The organism is Corallococcus aberystwythensis, assembly GCF_003612165.1.
In the GTDB taxonomy this organism is placed as follows: Bacteria; Myxococcota; Myxococcia; order Myxococcales; family Myxococcaceae; genus Corallococcus; species Corallococcus aberystwythensis.
In genome coordinates this window covers 15,387-34,663 of the sequence record NZ_RAWK01000081.1, presented here as the reverse complement: position 1 = coordinate 34,663, position 19,277 = coordinate 15,387, and the positions used below count along the sequence as shown (strand labels likewise).

At 70.1% G+C, this 19,277-nt stretch carries 14 protein-coding genes and 1 pseudogene; 6 read left to right on the top strand and 9 right to left on the bottom strand.

Translation table 11 applies throughout. The annotated features are described in order from the left end of the window. Positions 1-367: pseudogene (locus D7W81_RS15360) on the bottom strand (class I SAM-dependent methyltransferase); the annotation flags it as partial. Positions 368-611: 244 nt separating this feature from the next. Between D7W81_RS15360 and D7W81_RS15355 the strand changes: the two are divergent. Next, entirely contained in the window at positions 612-1,649 is a 1,038-nt protein-coding gene (locus D7W81_RS15355; RefSeq protein WP_120556121.1) for a linear amide C-N hydrolase, read from the top strand. A 3-nt stretch (positions 1,650-1,652) separates the two neighbouring features. Here the strand turns inward: D7W81_RS15355 and D7W81_RS44110 are convergent, their stop codons facing one another. The 6 genes from D7W81_RS44110 to D7W81_RS15320 form a co-directional block, all read right to left on the bottom strand. Then, positions 1,653-4,529: a HEAT repeat domain-containing protein gene (locus tag D7W81_RS44110; RefSeq protein ID WP_120556120.1), complete on the bottom strand. Its 2,877-nt coding sequence runs from the start codon at positions 4,527-4,529 to the stop codon at positions 1,653-1,655. Then, a complete protein-coding gene (locus tag D7W81_RS15345) occupies positions 4,522-5,739 on the bottom strand; it encodes a VWA domain-containing protein (protein ID WP_120556119.1) in 1,218 nt (405 codons plus the stop codon). Before D7W81_RS15345 ends, D7W81_RS44110 begins: the two co-directional genes overlap by 8 nt. Continuing rightward, positions 5,736-8,057: a DUF5682 family protein gene (locus D7W81_RS15340; RefSeq protein WP_208721315.1), complete on the bottom strand. Its 2,322-nt coding sequence runs from the start codon at positions 8,055-8,057 to the stop codon at positions 5,736-5,738. Before D7W81_RS15340 ends, D7W81_RS15345 begins: the two co-directional genes overlap by 4 nt. Then, a complete protein-coding gene (locus D7W81_RS15330; protein ID WP_120556117.1) occupies positions 8,057-9,142 on the bottom strand; it encodes an ATP-binding protein in 1,086 nt (361 codons plus the stop codon). The genes D7W81_RS15340 and D7W81_RS15330 overlap by 1 nt, the downstream gene beginning before the upstream one ends. 82 nt (positions 9,143-9,224) lie before the next feature. Continuing rightward, positions 9,225-9,740, bottom strand: coding sequence for a class I SAM-dependent methyltransferase (locus tag D7W81_RS15325; protein ID WP_158621600.1), 516 nt, complete (start codon positions 9,738-9,740; stop codon positions 9,225-9,227). A 7-nt stretch (positions 9,741-9,747) separates the two neighbouring features. Next, positions 9,748-10,155 (bottom strand): VOC family protein, encoded by a 408-nt coding sequence (locus D7W81_RS15320; protein ID WP_120556115.1) that lies wholly within the window; start codon positions 10,153-10,155, stop codon positions 9,748-9,750. 90 nt (positions 10,156-10,245) lie between these two features. Here D7W81_RS15320 and D7W81_RS15315 point away from each other — a divergent pair, with 90 nt between their 5' ends. From D7W81_RS15315 to D7W81_RS15305, 3 genes are all read left to right on the top strand, one after another. Beyond that, a complete protein-coding gene (locus D7W81_RS15315; RefSeq protein WP_120556114.1) occupies positions 10,246-11,058 on the top strand; it encodes a TetR/AcrR family transcriptional regulator C-terminal domain-containing protein in 813 nt (270 codons plus the stop codon). 132 nt (positions 11,059-11,190) lie between these two features. Next, positions 11,191-12,522, top strand: coding sequence for a ferritin-like domain-containing protein (locus D7W81_RS15310; RefSeq protein ID WP_120556113.1), 1,332 nt, complete (start codon positions 11,191-11,193; stop codon positions 12,520-12,522). Further along, complete coding sequence (locus D7W81_RS15305; RefSeq protein ID WP_120556112.1) at positions 12,519-13,196, top strand: hypothetical protein; 678 nt, start codon at positions 12,519-12,521, stop codon at positions 13,194-13,196. The genes D7W81_RS15310 and D7W81_RS15305 overlap by 4 nt, the downstream gene beginning before the upstream one ends. Before the next feature lie 111 nt (positions 13,197-13,307). Here the strand turns inward: D7W81_RS15305 and D7W81_RS15300 are convergent, their stop codons facing one another. Next, complete coding sequence (locus D7W81_RS15300; protein WP_120556111.1) at positions 13,308-15,302, bottom strand: S8 family serine peptidase; 1,995 nt, start codon at positions 15,300-15,302, stop codon at positions 13,308-13,310. Between the two features lie 159 nt (positions 15,303-15,461). On the opposite strand from D7W81_RS15300, the gene D7W81_RS15295 reads away from it, so the two are divergent. Together D7W81_RS15295 and D7W81_RS15290 are read left to right on the top strand one after the other, a co-directional pair. Beyond that, positions 15,462-16,721: a C39 family peptidase gene (locus D7W81_RS15295; protein ID WP_120556110.1), complete on the top strand. Its 1,260-nt coding sequence runs from the start codon at positions 15,462-15,464 to the stop codon at positions 16,719-16,721. Positions 16,722-16,962: 241 nt separating this feature from the next. Beyond that, on the top strand, positions 16,963-18,402 hold the full coding sequence (locus tag D7W81_RS15290) for a glutamine synthetase family protein (RefSeq protein ID WP_120556109.1): 1,440 nt from the start codon (positions 16,963-16,965) through the stop codon (positions 18,400-18,402). Positions 18,403-18,412: 10 nt separating this feature from the next. On the opposite strand, the gene D7W81_RS15285 is transcribed toward D7W81_RS15290, so the two are convergent. Beyond that, positions 18,413-19,261: a DUF1206 domain-containing protein gene (locus tag D7W81_RS15285; RefSeq protein ID WP_120556108.1), complete on the bottom strand. Its 849-nt coding sequence runs from the start codon at positions 19,259-19,261 to the stop codon at positions 18,413-18,415. Positions 19,262-19,277: the final 16 nt, after the last annotated feature.

The following is a 19,277-nucleotide window of genomic DNA, read 5'->3' as shown; positions in this document are numbered from 1 at the left end:
GGTCCACCACCCGGCTGCCGCGCCCCACGCCCGCCTTCCTCAAGAACCACAGCGCCGTCACCAGCGGCGTCTCGCCGTACATCAGCTCGCGGAACTGCTGGCCGGAGGCCTGGAGCGCCCGCGCGATCTCGAAGGTGCGCCGCGCGCGGTAGGGCGTCCACAGGATGCGCTGCCACCACAGCCCCAGGTACGGCTTCAGGAGCCGGGGACGCGGGAGCAGCAGCAGCAGGTCGGTGGCGCGCAGCACGACGGCGATGACGATGCCCTGCCACTGCAGCGACAGCCGCTGGAAGAACGGCAGCTCGTACTCGTCCAGCGCGTCGTCGCGGCGCGGTGGGGGCGTAGGAGCAGGAGCAGGGTCCGTCATGCGAGGCGGAGGCTTGCCGGATTCCGGACATCACGCAATGCCCAGCGTCTGCGCGGAACGCGCCTGCCTCCTGCCCGGACGCGCCCGGAGCCCCTCCCCACCGGCCCTCCACGCAATCCCCCGGAATTTGGACGTTTTCCGGTTTGGCGGAGTGTTGGTGCGCACCGTGCAATGGCATCCAGACACCGTGGAACCCGCCCACCGCCGTGGGAGGAATTAATCACCACGCAGAGTGAGGACGCCCATGTGCACCGACTTCCTGATCACCGGCAATGACACCCGCGTCGCCTCCGGGCCCATCGCCGTCAATGGACGCAGCATGGAGTTCGGAGCGGACCTGAAGTCGCAGCTCATGGTCCACGCCTCGGGCGAGTCCTTCCAGTCCATGGGCCCCAGCGGCAAGCCGGGCCTGAAGTGGACGGCGGCGTATGGCTTCGTGGGCCTCACCGCCATGACAGACAAGGTCATCGTGGACGGCCTCAACACGCAGGGCCTGTCCGTGGGCGCGCTGTGGCTGCCGGGCTCCGCCTATCCCAAGGTGAGCCAGCCGGCGCAGGCGCTGGCGCTGGTGGACTTCGTGAGCTGGGCGCTGGGCACGTGCGGCAGCGTGGCGGATGTGCAGACCGCGCTGACGAGCGGCAACGTGCAGGTCTGGGAGGGCGACCTGCTGGCGACGCTGCTCCCGCTGCACTTCCCCATCCACGACGCCAAGGGCAACAGCATCGTGGTGGAGTTCACCAACGGGCAGCTCAACGTCTACGAGAACCCCGTGGGCGTGTGCACCAACGACCCGCCGTTCCCCCAGCAGCTGCAGAACCTGGGCGGCTACGCGAACCTCACGCCCTGGGACGCGAAGCCCACGGAGCTGGGCTCCGGGTCGTTCTCGCCGGCCGGCCACGGCAGCGGCATGCGCGGCCTGCCGGGGGACTCCACGCCGCCCGCGCGCTTCGTGCGCGCCGCGTACCTCAAGCAGTACTCGCAGCCGCTCATCACGGCGGCGGCGGACGCCACCACGCTCGCCTTCCACATCCTCAACACGGTGGACATCCCGGCGGGGACCAGCCGCTCCGTGAACAAGGTGGGCAAGGACGAGCTGGACTACACGCAGTGGGCCGTCGTGAAGGACCTGGTCGCGCTCACCCTGTCCGTGCGCTTCTACGCCAACCCCTTGGTGTACTCGGTCAACCTGAAGACGCTGGACTTCAGCGGCGCGGCCGGGAAGCCCTTCCCCGTGCCGGCCTCCCCCATCAGCATCGACCTCACCTCGAAGCTGTCGAGCTGAGCATCACAGGAGCTTCTTCGCCGCCTTGGCCAGGGCCTTGTCCCCGGCCAGCGCGGGCACCTCCATGAGGCGCTGGGCGATGTGCTTGCCCACCAGGGCGTTCGAGGCCGCCACCTTCAGGTACACCGCCGCGCGGGCCAGCAGGTCCGGGTGCTCGAGGGACGCCTTGAGACGGGCCTCCAGCGCCCGGGCCAGGTCGGTGGGCTGGAAGCCCTCGAAGACGCTCCGGAACGCCCGCCGCTCCAGCTCCTCCGGGCGCCTTTCGGCCAGGTCCAGCGCGGGCTGCAACAGGGCCAGCCCCAACGAGCGCATGGCCTCCGCGACGACGCCGGGCTTCCACCCGTCCACGAACGCCAGGAGCAGGGCCTCCGCGCCGCGCACGTCGCCCAGCATTCCCAGCGCGTGCACGGCGTGCTTCGCCTCCACGTCGTCGTGGCCGCGGCCCTGCACCATGAGGATGAACCGGTCCAGGACCTCCGCGTCCCCCATCCGGGCCAGCGCCTCCGCGGCCTCGCGCCGCACCTCGCGCGCCGGGTCCCCGTGCAGCACCTGGCGCAGCACGGGCAGGGCCACCGTGCCCAGGTCGGCCAGCATGGCCACGGCCGCCCCGCGCGCGTCCTTCGTCGTCTCGGACAGCGCCGCCTGGATGAGCGGCACCGCCTTCACCTTCCGGCTCCGCGCCAGCTCCGCCACCGCCGCCTCGCCCGCCTCCCGGGCCTGCACGTCCTCCAGCGTCTCCTTCGCGAACAGGCGCAGGCCCATGTCGTGGCCCTTGCGCGTCACCGCGTCCAGCTCGCGCCGCGCCTGCACTCCGCCCATCGCGCCCAGCACGCGGATGGCGGTGCGGCGCACCATGCGGCTGTGGTGTTCCGACAGCGCGGCCCGCACGGCCCCCAGCGCACTCTCGCCCAACGCCGCCACCGTCCGCGCCACGAAGGCGCTCGCCGCGCCATCGCTCCACGTCGGGTAGAGCTCCCGCGCCAGGGCGTCCGCGCCCAGGCTCGCGTAGTAGCGCGCCGCGTGCGCCGCCGCCTCGTAGCGCGTCAGCTCCCCGCGCGCCCGGCGCACCATGGCCTCGCCCGGAGTCAGCACCTCCTCCGGCCGGTGCACGTGGATGCTCGGGTGCGTGGGCACCGCCTCCAGCTGGGCCATGTCCACCTGCACCGCGCCCGACAGGCGCACCAGCGCGATGCCCAGCACCTGGTACACCTTGATGAAGTCGTCCAGCCGCTCCGCCGGGTCCGCGCGCTGCGCCAGCGCCTCCAGCAGCGCGCCCGGCTTCTCCAGCCCCAGCTCCTTCAGCCGGGACACCAGCGGCTCCACCGTGCGGGGGCCTACCGTGGACAGGCCGCTGGCGAACGCGTCCGCCAGCTCGTCGCGCACCTCCGCCAGCGCGATGGCCGCCCGAGACGCACCCGCCGCCCGGGCCGCTTCCGCCCACCCGCTGCGGGGCAGCGCGTTCGGCGAGGTGGGGGCCCGCACGCGTCCGCGCCGCCGGGACACCTCAGGCGTGTCCTCCGAGCGCCCCAGCGCGCGCAGGTCCAGCCCTTCCCGCGCCCGCACCACCACTGCGGACGGGAACAGCGTGGGGAGCGCCGCCTCCAGGCCCACGTCCCCCAGGACGGCGACGAGCTTCGCGTCCTCCAGTGCGCTGGACAGCGGCTCCTCCAGCGACGGGTCCACGGGCAGGAAGAGGCCCCGCCCCGTGCCGTCCACGAACTGGGAACGCGCCCCACTGGCGAGCAGCGCCTCCACCCGCACCGCCACCGGCAACAAGTCCGGCGCGAACACGTCCTTGCGGTGCTCCTGGAAGGCCGCCATCACCGCGCCCACGTCCGGCAGCGCTACCTCCACCAGCCGCTCCAGCACCTCCCGGGCCACCGCCACCCCGTCCCTCCACGACTCCAGGTCCAGCCGGTGCGGAGAGAAGCCCGGGTACTGTCCGCCGTACGCGCCCTCGAGCACGAAGCCCGCGTGGCTCGTCTTGGGCTCCACCGTCTTGAGGTTGGCGGGGAGGATCTGCTTCTCGCTGTAGTGCCTGCCCGACTCCAGGTCCACGAAGCGGCTCTCGCGGACCATGAACCGGTCCGGCGTCACCTTCGAGGAAAACGCGTACTCCACCAGCGTCAGCCCCGTGACGGGCGCGCGGTCCTTCTTCGTCCACGTCTTGCCAATCAGCTCCTCGACGTGGCGGGCCTCCAGCGCCTCACCGCCCAGGTGCTTCTCCACCTTGCGCGCGGTGAGCAGCATGTCCGCCACCAGATCCGTGTACACCGGCGCCTCGAAGGTGCCCGTGCGCGAGGCCGCCGCGTCCAGCAGGCCCGCCAGCTCCACCGCCCGCGCGGCCAACCGCCGCAGGCCATTGGCCCGGAGCGCCTCCCCCAGCGCGCGCACCTGCTCCGGCCGCTCCGCGCCCAGCGACGCCACGCCCGACAGGCCCAGCTCGCGCACCAGCGTGGACACCTGCGCCACGCCGGTCTTCATCAGGTCGCCGGTTTCCGCCTTGCCCTTCTTCACGCTCTTCTTCGCGCCGCCCGGGCCCGTGAGCCCGGCCGGGGCCGCCTCCGCCGTCACGAAGGCCTGCGGAGCCCGGGCCCACGCCACCAGCAGCGCCGCCGCGTGCTTGCAGAAGGGGCGCGAGCGCGCCGCCATGCACGAGCATCGCCCCTTCACGTCCGAGCGCGCCTCGCCGAACACCAGCGACACCTTGTACGCCGTCGCCCCGGAGCCCGCCGCGTCCGCGAAGAGCTTGTTCTCGTAGCGCGACAGGTTGGTGAGCTGCTTGCCGTCGAACAGGGCCGCGCCCTTGGCCAGCTCCGCCTTGTCGCTGATGATCTCCGTCATCCCGCCCATGCCGATGACGGGCCGTATCTCAGCCATGACGCTCCCCCTTCGTGTCGCCAGACGCGAGCAGCGGCGCCAGGTCCTGGTTGCGCATCACCCGCTCCACCACGTCCACCAGCTTGCGGGGCGTGCACCCGAAGCACGGAATCCCCAGCGCGGTGAGCTGCTCCGCCATCGCATGGTCATACGACGGCCGCCCGCTGTCCGACAGCGCCAGCAGGCACAGCACCTTGGAGCGCGAGTCCACCAGCTGCCGCAGCCGGGCCACCAGCTCCTCCGCGTTGCCGCCCTCGTACAGGTCGGTGATGAGGATGAAGAGCGTCTTCTCCGGCCGGCGCACGTAGTGCTCCTGCGCGTACGCCACCGCCCGGTTGATGTCCGTGCCGCCGCCCAGCTGCGCGGAGAAGAGCACCTCCACCGGGTCCGCCAGCACGGGCGTCATGTCGACGATCTCCGTGTCGAACAGCACCAGGCTGGTTCTCAGCACGTCCAGCGACGCGAAGATGGCCGCCATCACGGAGCTGTACACCACGCTCTCCGCCATGGAGCCGGACTGGTCCACCACCAGCGTCACGTCCCACTCATGGTGACGGCGCTGGTTGGGCCAGAAGTAGAAGCGCTCCGGGATGAGCCGCTTCCGCTCCGCGTCCCAGCCCTTGAGGTTGGCGCGGATGGTGCGGCGCCAGTCGATGTTGCGCGCGATGGGGATGGGGCTCGTCCGGTCGCGCCTGAGCGCCCCCAGCACCGCCGTGCGCAGCGGGGACTCCAGCTTCTTGCGCAGGTCGTCCACCACCTCGCGGATGATGGCGCGCGCGGTGTCCTTGGCCTGCTCCGGGATGAGCCCCCGGGCGCTCACCAGCGTCGTCACCAGCTCCAGGTTCTTGTCCAGGAAGGGCAGCGTCTCCGGCTCGAAGAGCAGCTGGGTGAGCCCCTTGCGCTCGATGGCGTCCTTCTGCACCAGCGCGATGACGTCATCCTGGAAGAAGTCGCGCAGCGCGCCCAGCCACTTGGGCAGGTAGGGCCGCGAGCCGCCCCGCCCCGCGGAGCGCTCGCCATAGACGAAGGAGAGCGCGTCATCCAGCCCCTCCAGATCGCCGCCCTCCAGGTCCACCGTGTCCGCGCTCATGCCCAGCGCGCTCAGGGACGGGCAGGCCCCCGTCTTCTCCGCCTCCGGCCCCAACGCCAGCCGCCAGCGCAACAGCGCGTCGCGGTCCTTCGGGTCCAGGTCCTTGGGGTCCATGCTCATAGCAGGTCATCCAGATCATCGAGCGCCTTGCCCAGGTCCGCGCTCAGGTCCTTCAGCGTCGCCTTGTCCTTCTCCTCCAGCACCGCCTTCACCGCGCGGCCCTTGTCCTTCAGCTGGCGCACGCCCATCACGTTCTCCATCAGGTAGCGGCGCTCCGTGGCCCCCAGCGCGCCCAGCGCCCGGCGCAGCACCGGCAGCGTCTGCCGGAAGCGCTCGGGTTCCACGCTGGTGAGGAAGTCATCCAGCGCCTTCACCACGTCGCGGCTCTTCACCAGCACCAGCGCGTTCACCTGGAGGAAGCCCTCCAGGTACGCCGCCGCGTCCGCGGGCTCCACCGCCGCCGACAGCCGCCGGCCCACCTCCAGCGCCACGTCCGCCTCCGGCAGCTCGCGCGCCAGGTACAACAGGCCCGTCGCCAGCCCTGACGTCGCGGGGTGCACCGCGTGGCTCTCCATCAAGCCACGTGCCTCCACGAACCAGCCCGCCTTGTCCGCGCGCGGCTGGGACAGCGCCACCTCGTGCAGCGTGCGCAGCGCGTCCAGCACCTGGGGCACCGCGTCCGGAGCGCAGGCGCTGGCATCGCGCACGCGCAAGAGCGCCCGGCCGAAGGTCTTCTCCCCCAGCGAGGCCACCGCCTCGTCGCCCCCTTCCGCGTGCGCGCGCGACGTGCCGTAGGCCATCAGCCCCGACAGCGCCCGTGCCGCGGATGCGAGCGACGGCAGGTCCCAGTCCGACGACGCGTGCAGGTCACACGCCCGCAACGCGATGGCCACCACCTCCGAGCACCCGGTGATGACCGCCTCCAGCAGCACCTCCGCGGCCCCGGCCGTGGAGGGTGCCTTGGACAGCTGCTCCAGGAGTACGTGCTTCGTCACGGCCTCCAGCGAGTCGCCGAGGACGATCTTCTCCACCAGCGCCACGTCGGTGGACGGCGTCCACTGCGCCTGCCAGGACTCGCGCACGCGCGTGAGCGCCGCGTAGCCGCCGGCCTCCGCCCCCGGCTTGCGTGACGAGCCCGTCCCGGACAGCGTGGCGTACGGGATGCCCGCCACGCGCAGCCGGTGGAGGAACACGGAGGAGCCCACCTCCACCGGGTTGTTGAGCTTCAGCGAGAACGTCTCCGGGCTGTCCGTGCGTGGCAGCCGCCGCTCGCCCACCTCGCGCCAGAACTCCGCCTGGAGCGAGTTCTGCCCGATGCGGCTCGCCACCTGCCCCACTTCGTGGCCCACGACGCTCTTCCACAGGAAGTTGTCCACGTGCGTCGCATCCCCGCGGCACAGCGTGGCCACCGTCGCTTCACGCAGCTCATCCAGACCCGGGGCGCTCTTCTCGCGCAGGTCCGACAGCGTCACCGCCAGCCGGTACGCCTCCAGCACGTCCGACAGCGACGCGGAGAAACCGCGCATCCGCAGGTGCGCCGCGAAGTCCAGCAGCACCTCCAGCGTGGCCCGCCGGAAGTCGCAGTTCGCCTCGAAGGCCTTCTGGTAGAAGTGCGGCGCCCGGTTGCCCGCGCCGTACCCCAGCTGCTCCGACAGGCGCGGGAAGCTGTACGGAATCACCGTCACCGCGCACGGCACGCCCGCCGGCAGCTTCGCCTCCTCCGCCGGGTCCACGTGCTTCGCCAGGAAGGCCGCGATATGGGCCGCGCCCGCCACCACCGCCACCTTCTCCGGCGCGACACCGCCCGCCACCACCTCCAGCACCTTGCGCGCCATGAAGGCATCGCGCTGGCCGTGGTAGGCCTGCCGGGGCCCCGCGTTGAGGACCTCCGCCCAGGCGATGAGCAGCGGCTGGAACTGCTCCGGGCTCCAGTCCGGCGCCTCGAAGGACGCCTCCCAGAACTCCTCGAAGGAACGGTAGCCCTGCGAGCGCGCGAACGCCTCCGTCACCGGCACCAGCGGCTCCGCCTCCGGGCCTTCGGGCGCGGGCGCCTCCCCGTCCGTGGCCTCAGCCTCCAGGCCCAGGCCGGGCGCGTGGCGGTCCACCGCGAGGCTGACCCCCACCGGGATGTCGATGAACTCCGCCCGCGCGCCATTCGCCCGGGCCCACTTCAGCGCCTGGTACTCCGGTGAATAGGCCGCGAAGGGCCACAGCGAGGAGGACGGAGCGCCATCCGTGCGGTAGCCCAGGATGGCCACGGGCGGCCGGGTCTGCGCGTCGCACAGCACGTCCACCAGCGCGGTGGCATCGCAGGGGCCCTCCACGAGGACCACCTCGGGCTTCACCCGCTCCAGCCACTTCAGGAGCACCGCGGTGGTGCGCGGCGAGTGGTGACGGACCGGGAAGTGCCGCACCCGGGTGAGCAGGGCGAAGTCCATCAGCCCCTCAGGAGCTTCTTGCTGGCGGTGTACAGCTCCTTCCACGGGCCCGTGCGGCCCTTGGCCACGGTCTCCATGTATTCACGCAGCGCCTTCACGTCGTCCTCCTGCTCCTTCACCACCGCGCCCACCAGCGACGCCGCCAGCTCGTGCGACGTCACCGTCCCGGAGCCGAACTGCTGCGCGAGGATGGAGCTGTTGAACAGCACGCTGATGGCCTCCGCCGTGGACAGCACCGCGCCGGGGGTGCGCACCTTCGTCTTGCCGTCCTTCGTCACGCCCTTGCGCAGCTCGTGGAAGAGCGTCAGCAGCACGCGCGACAGCTCCTCCGGCGGCGGCACGCCCACCTGGTAGTCGTTGCGCAGCTCCGCCTCGCGCTTGGTGACGATCTGGATCTCCTGCTCCAGGTCCTCCACCACCGGCACGGTGACGAAGTTGAAGCGGCGCTTGAGCGCGGCGCTCATCTCGTTGACGCCGCGGTCGCGCGTGTTCGCGGTGGCGATGAGGTTGAAGCCGCGCTGCGCGCTCGTGATTTCCCCCAGCTCCGGCACCGACACCTGCTTCTCCGACAGGATGGAGATGAGCGAGTCTTGAATCTCCGGCGACGTGCGCGTCACCTCTTCGAAGCGCGCGAACTTGCCCGAGCGCATGGCGCGCAGGATGGGCGACGGCACCAGCGCTTCGGGCGTGGGCCCCTGCGCGAGCAGCAGCGCGTAGTTCCACGAGTACTTGATGTGGTCCTCGCTGGTCCCCGCGGTGCCCTGGACGACGAGCGCGGACGTGCCGCTGATGGCCGCGGAGAGGTGCTCCGACAGCCAGCTCTTCGCGGTGCCCGGCTCGCCCACGAGCATCAGCGCGCGGTCCGACGCGAGCGTCGCGATGCACACCTGGATGAGCCCCTTGTCGCCCACGTACTTGGGCGTGATGGCCACGCCGCCCACGGGCTTGGGGCTGCCCAGGATGTACATCTCCACCGCGCGGGGCGACAGCGCCCAACCCGGTGGGCGGGGCTTGTCGTCATGCGCGGCGAGGGCGTCCAGCTCGGTCTTGTACTTCGCTTCGGCAGGCAGGCGGATGTCCGGCATGAGCTGCACGCTATCCACTCGGTCTGACATTCGGCAAACGCTTCGCCTGCTCCCCACGTCGGACTGGGAGCAGCGGGCTTTCCTACCCGGGCACCTGCCCCACGACGCATGCGCGCGACGGCGCCGCCGGGAGGACGCGGACGGTGAAGCCGTGCGCCTCCAGGTTGCGTGACGCCTGCGTGGCGAAGCGCTTCGCGTGAGCCGCGACCGGTGCTTCATGAAAGAGGAAGAGCGAGCCTCCCGGCCGCAGCCGCTCGCGCAGCCGCGAAAGCTCCACGTTCGCGTCGTCCGCGAACAGGCTGACGTTGATGGCGAAGGCGACATCGAACGCCTCGCGTCCCAGGTCCACCTCCGCGAGCGTCCCGGTGCGCGCCAGGACGCGGCCCCCGAGGACCGCGTCCGCGTTCCGCCGCAGCGCCTGGGCCACCATCTTCTCCGAGCGGTCGATGCCCAGGACGCACCCGTCGCGCAGCCGCGAGGCCACGAGCCCCAGCGCGATGCCGTGGCCACACCCCACCTCCAGCACCCGCAGGGCTGGGGCAAGGGGCAGCACCTCCATCGCCTGGTGGAAGCGGGGCGCGACCGGGTCCGTGCTCATGCGCGCATCATGCAACGCCTTCGGGTTGTCCCGGGGCATGCATCCACTGAACGAGCTGGATGATGACGCCGTTCGCGTCGGCGACCTGGAAGTAGCGCTCGCCCCACGGCTCCGTCTCGATGGGCGTCAGCACCTTCACCCCTTCCGCCTGGATGCGCGCGTACTCCGCGTCGATGTCGTCCACGACGAACGCGACGATGAGCCCGTCCGCCCGGCGCGTCTTCAGCGACTCCGGCTTGAGCGACTTCAGGCCCGTGCGCAGGTAGCAGACGTTGAAGCCCACGTCGGGCCGGGCCAGCGACACGAAGCCGTCCGCGGCCATCGCCTCCGCGAAGCCGAAGTGGCGCTTCAGGAAGGAGGCGGAGGCCTCCACGTCATCGACATTCAGGGACACAGCGGAAGCAGTGACTCGCATGAACGGCTCTCCTCACGGATTGGACGACCCAATCTACGTACGCCGTACGGAGTTGCACGTCAAGGCCGCGGCGTTGGAAGAATCCGCCCCATGGCATCGCATCGCAGCAGCATGGGAGACCCCACCCGGACGCTGGAGCTGTTGTGGCGGGACTCCCTGCCCGTGAAGGCCCAGCGAGGTCCGAAGCAGGCGCTCACCGTCACCGCCGTCGTCGCGGCGGCGGTGGCGCTGGCGGACGCGGAAGGGCTGGACGCGGTGACGATGCGGGCGCTGGCGGGGAAGCTGGGCATCGCGCCCATGGCGCTCTACACGTACGTGCCCGGGCGGGCGGAGCTCATCGACGTGATGCTCGACACGCTCTACGCGGGCATGGCCCGGCGCAAGCCGAAGGGCCGGGACTGGCGCTCGCGGCTGGAGGCCGTGGCGCATGACAACCGCGCCCTGTTCCATGAACACCCATGGCTGGCGGAGGTGTCCACCACGCGCCCGCCCCTGGGCCCCGGCCAGCTGGCCAAATACGAGTACGAGCTCCAGGCGCTCGAAGGCGAGGGCCTGGATGACGTGGAGCAGGACGCGGCGTTGATGTTCGTGCTGGGCTTCGTGGAGTCCAGTGCCCGGGCCGCGGCGGACCAGCGCGCCGCGCGGCTCGAGTCCCAGATGAGCGATGGCGCCTGGTGGGAGGCGAACGCGCCCCTGCTCACGCGCATGTTCGACCCGGAGCGCTATCCCATCGCGTCCCGGGTGGGCTCCGCCGCGGGTGCGGCCCACGGTGCCGCGTACAACCCGGACCACGCCTATGCCTTCGGCCTGGAGCGCATCCTGGACGGGCTGTCCGTGCTCATGGAACGGCCGCGCACCCCTCGCGCTCCAGCCCGGAAGACGGCCCGGAAGCGCGGCGGCTAGGTCCTGTCCCCCTCAACTTTCCGAGTCCTTCTCAGCCTTCCAAGCGGTGCGCACAGGGGACCCACCTGGGAAGACCTGTTGGCATCCGCATTGCTCTGCTGCCTGGACACACGTCCTTCCCGGGAGCCCCTCTTGAACATCCATCGACTGCGCCGTCTCTTCTCGCGCGCCCTGCACGCCTCGCTCGCCACGCCCCTGGTGCTGGCGGGCTGTGACGGCTCGGAGGGAAGCGTGGACCTGACGGGCTACTCGGAGGTCGCGTGCTCGGTTCAGGGCCTGTCCGTCAGTGACCTGACGCTGACACCGGCGCCGGACTTCGTGCAGCTGCGCTACATCAACCCCAACGGAGGCCAGACGCCCGTCTCCTATGTCAACGTGAGCGCTTCCGGCCAGCCTTGCGCGACGGCCACCGACGTCCCCGCGTGCAAGACCGCGCTGGAGGACGCGAATGTCACCGCCGGCTTCCACCACGTCTGCGTGGACTTCTGCAGCGAGTCCTTCCTGGTGACCACCCGGGGTGACGAGGTGAAGACGCACTCGACGCTGGAGGAGCTCCAGCAGGTGCTGGGCACCATCGACACGGAACAGGAGGCGGTGCTCAAGACCTTCGCGTCCGGCTATTCCCTCCTCTGCGGAGACAAGAAGTATGGCGCGGTGAAGAAGAACGCGGATGGCAGCTTCAACGTCGTCGCGACGAAGGGCTACGCCTGCGGACCGAACACGGAGCTGACACAGCACGTGGTGCGGGTCTCCGATTCCGGCGAGCTCCAGGAGCAGGAGAAGCGCGTCCTGGAGAAGGGAGACCCCAACTGCAACATCGGACGCAGGCCGGTGGGGCTCCAGGTCGCGGAGGCCTGCCAGAGCCCGGAGGCGCTGGGGCGCTACTTCGCGGACGCGGCCCACCTGGAAGCGGCGTCCGTCCATGCGTTCCTGCGGCTGCGCGACGAACTGGAGCTGCACGGCGCGGACGTGGGCCTCCAGGACGCGGCACGCCGCAGCGCCATGGAGGAGGTCCAGCACGCCCGGGTGACGGACCGGTTGGCGCGGCGCTTCGGGGGCACGCCCCGGCGGCCGGTGGTGGAGGACCTGCCCCCGCGCTCCCTGGTGGAGGTGGCCATGGAGAACGCCGTGGAGGGCTGCGTGCGGGAGACGTATGGCGCGCTGCTCGCCCACCATCAGGCGCTGCACGCGAGCGACCTGGAGGTGCGCGAGGCCATGGTCCGCATCGCGGAGGACGAGACGCGGCATGCGGCCTTGTCGTGGGACATCGACCAGTGGGCCCGTCCGCGCCTGTCCGAGGAGCAGCGTGAGACGCTGCGCGCGGCGCAGAGGCGCGCGGTGGCGCTCCTGAGGGAGGAGGTCGCGGTGCCGCTTGACGCGAGCATCGTCACGCAGGCGGGCATGCCCACGCCGGAGGCGGCGCTGGCGCTGCTGGACACGCTGGAACAGGACCTCTGGGCATGAGCCACTTCTTCTCACGCGCCCTGGTGGGCATGACGTTGCTGCTGACCGGCTGTGATTCCACTGCGGACACGGACGGCTTCAAGGAGGTCGCCTGCTCGTTCAAGCTGAGCAACCGTCCTCTCTTCGAGGACCTGCGGCCCGCGCCGGGGGTGGAGGCCATCCAGCTCCGGAGTTCGCGCGAGCCTCGTTCTCCAACGGATCCACCGTCTGCCGCCCTCACCTCCTGGGGCCAGGTCTGCGCGACGGCCAGCGAGGTCCCCGCGTGTCAGGCGGCCGTGGATGAATCACGGCCCTCCAACGGCTTCCACTTCGCCTGCTACGAAGACACCTGCTCCTACCAGTTCCTGCTCACGACCCAGGGCGACAAGGTGCGGACCCATTCCACGCCGGCCTCCGTCACGGAGGTGCTGGGGACCATCGACACGGAGCAGGAGGCCGTCCTCAGTGTCTACGCATTGGGTTACGACTTCCTCTGCTACGACGTGGAGCAGGGAGGCGTGAAGACGAACTCGGACGGCAGCTTCGACGTCATCGGCTTCCGGGGCATCGAGTGCGACCGCGACATCCCCATCACCCAGCACGTCTTCCACGTGTCCACCTCCGGAGAGGTCCGCGAGATGGAGAGCCACGTGCTCAGAGGGGGCAGCGAGACGTGCGACTTCGAGCCGCACTGAGCCAGCGCCGCCGTTCACGCGGGCTCAAGCTCGCGTGAACGGGGCGCACGCTTTCGCACGGTGCGGTCGCCGCCCCGGTGCCGGCCCACCGGCACCGGGGACAGCACCCGCCTAATCGAAGATCGGGCACTGGTTGCCCGGCGTTATCGGTCCCTGAGCACAGGTCGTCGGCCCTCGGACCCAGAGCCCGGATCGCGCCACCTGTCCGTCCGGACCATTGGTGATCATCACCGAAAGCTGGAAGGACTCGTTCGCCCGGACCTCGACGGAGACGGTGGCATCGGTTCCCAGGGGAAAGTGCTGTCCCTGCATGTCCGTGAGGGTCCAGTAATAGGTGTTGGCTCCCACCACCCCACCGGTGACGTTCGCGGTGTAGGAGTAGATATCCGCCGTCGGGGGAAGGACCGGGCCATCCACGGTGACGCTCGCGCGTCCGACCAGCGCACGGAAGGCATTCAACTTTCCGGCATCCATCTGGTTGGCGGGGTCCCATCCGTCAGCGCCGCTCTTGATCCGCTGACGGACCTCCGCCTCCGTCAGCAGCGGCGACCGGGCAATGACCATGGCCGCGACCGCGGCGGCCTGGGGCGCCGCGGCGGAGGTGCCGCCGAACGAACTGCTGTAATTGATGTCTCCACCGGGCCCATCGTTACACCCCCAGGCGTCCAGCAGATCGATGGTCATGACGTCGCCCCGGCACTCGCCGATGAATTGACTGGAGGGAGCAACCACGTCGAGCTCGGGCCCGCGAGGCCCGTAGTTGGTGGGGCCGCCCTGCCGGTTGATGGCGCCCACGGCGAGGACGTTGGGCAACCTGGCGGGATACGCTACGGCGCCAATCTGCCCCTGGAGCCGGTTCGAGGTGTTGCCGCCCGCGAACACCACGACGGCTCCCCGCCCGTTGCGCCCCTTGCTCGTCGCGCGGTCGATGGCCGCGGTGATGGCGTTGCTCACCGAGCCCCCGCCCCAGGAGTTGCTGATGACCTGCGCGCCGTTCTGCCACGCGGCATCCAGGCCCATGGCAATCTGGTAGTCCGGCGCGAAGCCCCCCTGTCGCGCGATCCGGATGGGCAGCAGGGTCACGTGCGGAGCCAATCCCGCGAGTCCCATTCCGTTGTGCTGGGCCTTGATGATGCCCGCGACGAAGGTGCCGTGAGAGTCGCCCTCGCTCGGGCGGGTCGCGCAGTCCATGCACGCCCACGTGCTCCAGGTGTTCTGGAGGGCGTCGTAGCCCATGACAAACTGGCTCCCCAGATCCGGATGGGCGACCTCCACGCCATTGTCGACGACGGCGACAAGGAACGCACCCGCGGACGCCGGCCAGGAGCCGTAGGTCAAATCCCAGGCCCACTCGGCCCGGATGTCCACGGGGATGTCATTGAAGCGCGTGGGGTTGTTCGCGTAGTACTGCTGGCCGTAGAACGGATCCGACGGGACGGCATACAGCTGACGCGCCGACGTCTTGTCAGGGTCCACCCACTCCACCTCGGGCCGCTGACCGACCGCGAGGGCGAATGCCAGCGGGTCCGCCCCCTTCGGGTATGCCAGCAGGTACTCCTCCGAGCCACCCTCGGGACCGCGCAGCAGCCGGGAACCCCACTCCTTGTTGATCCGCTCGATGGCGCCCGCGTCCGCACCGTCCTTCAGGTGCACGATGAGGCGGTCATGCAGGACGACGTCGCCGCCCTGCCACTGGTACATGTTCGCCACGAAGCCGTAACGCCCCTCCTGCCGCAGCGCTTCCGCCAGCCGCTGGGCCTCCACGACAGTGGCCTGTTTCGCCAGACGTACCGTGAAGGCATCGTCCTGCAGGGGCATGCGCTCCAGAATCGCACCCGCGAGCCCTGCGTTGGAGAGGGTGCCACGCAGCGCGCTCTCGGAAGCTCCCGCCGTTCCGGAAACGACCAGACGTGAGGGATCCACGTCCAGGTACACCGGTGCGCCCTGGTACAGGTAATGGGGGCGCGCCTCCGCCTCAACGCGTTGCGCGGCACGGAGCGCCTCGGGCTCCGAGGCATTCGCGGGGAAGACGGCCGTGACGGCCAGAGCACAGACGAGGGACCACGTCCTCACCACGGGGTGGGAGGATGAGACCATGAAGGACATGTGGATTTTCCTGGAGCAGAGCGCTGTCGGGCTGCTCCAGGGATACTAACTGGCGCTTCGTTTCGAGAATCCGGCGTCCCTGGCGATTTGTGTTTCGCAGCCGGACTTTCCAGGAATCCACCTTGTGACCGCGTGCGAGCGTTTGCGACAATCCCCCGCGTGAACGCCCGCGCTCGCGTCCTCTCCGCTGTCCTGCTGGCCACCTGCATCTGGGCCTGCGCCTCCTCGCCGCCGTCGGCCACTCCGGACACGTCTCCGGAAGCGGGCTCCCCCGCGCGCCTGTGGCAGAAGACGTCCGTGTCAGGGGACCTCGCGCGCTTCTCCCGCGATGGCACCCGCGTCACCGCCGAGGGCGCGCTGGAGCTGGACCCCTCCACCGCGAAGGAGGGCACCGACCCGTTCCCCGCTGGGGCCTGGTTGGACGGCGGCAGCTTCTACAACGGCGGCTCCTTCCGCGTCGGCACCGCCACCTCCGAAGTCCAGTCCGTCCCCGGCGGCTTCGACAGCGTGGTGCCGTCCTTCGATGCCCAGACGCCTCCGGGCACCTGGGTGAAGCTCACCGTCTCCGCCCGCGTCGAGGGCACCTGGACCAAGGACTACGAGCTGGGCGTCTGGGCCTTCGACACCACCACCGTCGCGCGCCACAGCGTGGACGGCCAGGGCGACGCCGACGGCAACGTCTTCACCGACACCCTCAACTTGAAGCGCCGCGCGGACGCCCTGCGCGTCACCGTCCACCTCTTCTCCGAACGCGCGGACGTCAGCCCCCGCGTCCGGGCCCTCGCCGCCGCCGTCACCGACACGCGCCTGACGCCCCAGGACGCCACGTCGGACCGCACCGGGTGGGGCGTCGTGCTCGACGTGCCGGGCTACTCGCAGATGATCTACCCCGACGGCGGCGAGGTCTGGTGCTCCCCCACGTCCACCACCATGCTGCTGGGCTACTGGAGCCGGAAGCTGGGCCGCGCGGACCTGGAACACCCCGTCCCCACCGCCGCCGCCCACACCTACGACTGGGTCTATAAAGGTACCGGCAACTGGAGCTTCAACACCGCCTACGCCGCCAGCATGGCCAACGGCGCGCTGCACGGGCTCGTCGCCCGCTTCGACTCCTTTGCCCCCGTGGAGCGCCTCATCGCCGCGGGCATCCCCGTCAGCATCAGCATCGCCTACGAGCCCGGCGAGCTCCCCGGCGGCGCCTCCCGCCGCACCGACGGGCACCTCATCGTCGTGAAGGGCTTCACCGACCGGGGCGACGTCGTCGTCAACGACCCTGCTTTCGGCTCCAACGAAACCACCCACGCCACCTACCCCCGCGCCGAGCTGTGGCGCGCCTGGCAGCACTCCCGGGGGGCCGCGTACGTGCTCTGGCCCGCCGGGACCCCGCTGCCCGCGCCGGGGCTCGTCCCCCTCCCGTAGCCCGCGCGTCCGAATGCGGACACGAGGGCGACGCGGCGCGGCGCGCAGTGTCCACCAGGCGGGGTGACAGACACCCCGTCCCTTGACGTTCTGGCATCCGTGAGCGACCCGACAAGACCTTTAGTCTTCAGTCCGCCAAAATTAGGCTTGATTTCGCGTAGCGGAATGTAAATACCTGCGCCCGTGCATTTGATGTCTCCGCCGGTATTCCGGAACCGGGGACACGCCTGGAGGCAGGACCATGGAGCAGAAGCCGCTGCGGGACTTCCTGGAGATTCCCTACGACGAGCTGGAGGAACTCAACCTCAAGGTGAAGCGCCAGCGCATCAAGCGCGAGTCGCCGGACAAGATTCGCGAGGAGCGGATCAAGTACCTGACCGACGAGAAGCGCATCAAGGCCGTCACCGTGTGCTTCACCGACCTGGAAGGCCGGCTGCACATGCTGGATTACGACAAGAAGTTCCTCCTCAAGAGCGCGGACAACCTCACCTTCGACGGCTCCTCCATCCGCGGCTTCTCCGCGCAGGCGGAGAGCGACCTGCGCCTGAACGTGGACTGGAGCGCGTTCTACTGGCTGCCGTCCGACATCTTCGGCCCCGGCAAGGTGCTGGCGTTCTGCGAAGTGCTGGAGCGCGACGGCACGCCGTACCACTCGGACATGCGCGGGCAGCTCAAGCGCGCCACCGAGCAGCTGTTCCAGAAGGACGGCACCGTGTTCCACGCGGCGCCGGAAATCGAAGGCTTCCTCTTCAAGAACCGTGACGCCGAGCGCCACTACCACGAAGAGGGCAAGTTCGAGTTCATCTCCATCGGCGGCTACTACCACGCGCTGCCGGGCGACGGGCTGCGCGCCTTCATCGACAAGGCCGCGGAAGCGCAGCGCGCCATGGGCTTCGAGAACGAGAAGGACCACCCGGAGGTGGCCCCCTCCCAGTTCGAGATGAACTTCTCGTACAGCGAGGCGCTCGTCGCCGCGGATCAGATCCAGCTCTACAAGCTGCTCTGCCGTCAGGTCGCCGCGCAGCAGGGGCTGACGGCCAGCTTCCTGCCCAAGCCCGTCACGGGCGTGAACGGCAACGGCATGCACATCAACATGTCGCTGTCGAAGAACAACAAGAACCTGTTCTACGACAAGGGCGGCCAGGACGGCCTGTCGGCCATGGGCTGGGAGTTCATCGACCGCATCCTGAACAACGCGAACGACATCTGCCTCGTGCTCAACTCCAGCGTGAATTCCTACCGCCGCCTGGATCCGCACTACGAGGCGCCCAACCAGATCAAGGCCTCCGCGAACAACCGCGGCGCCATGGTGCGCATCCCGTTCGGGAACGAGCGCAGCGCGCGCGTCGAGTGCCGTTCGGTGGCGCCGGACGCGAACCCGTACATGGTCCTCTTCACGCTCCTGAAGACGGGCCTGGAGGGGCCGCAGCCGCAGGAGGACGCGGAGACCAAGCGCAGCCGCACGCGCTTCCTGCCGGACAACATCTACGACGCGGTGCGCTTCTTCAAGGGCAGCCAGTTCGTCGCGCAGACGCTGGGTGAGCAGGTGCAGGGCAAGTACGCGGAGCTGAAGGTGGCCTCCGCGGACCGCTGCCCCAAGCAGCTGGGCACCCGCGTGAAGGACGCGGAGATCCAGTTCCACCACGAGGTGACGAACCAGTACCTCTGGAACCTCTTCTAGAGGCTGCTGCTTAGAGCTGCCGGTAGCGCGCCTGGAGGAACATGTAGGCGGCGTAGGCCACCAGGCCCGCCGCCACCACCCCCAGGAGCACGTCGCCCGCGGGTTGGCGGGCGACGACGGTCAGGGCCTCTCCCAGGCCCTTGGCCTCGCCCGGGTTCGCGTCCACGCCCGCGAGCACCAGGAAGCCGCCGATGACGGTGAACACGACACCGCGCGCCGCGATGCCGAACTGGCACACCCGCTCCACGCGGTGCTGATGTGCCGCGGCCAGGCCCGTGAGCGTGAGCTTCTCCCGGAACTTCGCCTTCCACGCCGAGTGGAACTGCTTCAGCGCGAAGCCGATGATGCCCAGGCCCACCAGCACCACCAGGACGCGGCCGAAGGGCTGCTCCATCAGCGTCGCAGTCCAGCCCTGGGTGCCCTTGCCCTTGCCCTGTGACGCGCCGACGATGGTCTTCACCGCGAACAGCGCGAGCGAGCCGTAGATGACGCCGCTCACGAAGTACATGGCGCGCGTGGCCAGCCCCTTCGCATCCGAGCCCTTGTCCTCCGTGTCCGCGAACGCCTGCGCGAAGCGCCAGACGACGTAGCCAACGAGGCCCACCGACAAGAGCGACAAGAGCGCGATGCCGAAGGGCCCGTGCGCCACGGTGGCCACCGCGCCGTGGCTGTCCGTGGCGCGGCCGCCCTCGCCCGCCGCGAGCTTCAGCGCGAGCACGCCGATGATGGCGTAGACGGCCCCCTTCGCCGCGTAGCCCATGCGGCCCAGCTTCTTCGCCCACGGGTGGTTCGCGGCTTCCTTCGCCCCTTGCGACAGCCGCTCCATCCCCGGCCCACGCATCACGTCCATCGTCGCCATGCGGTCTGCTCCTCCC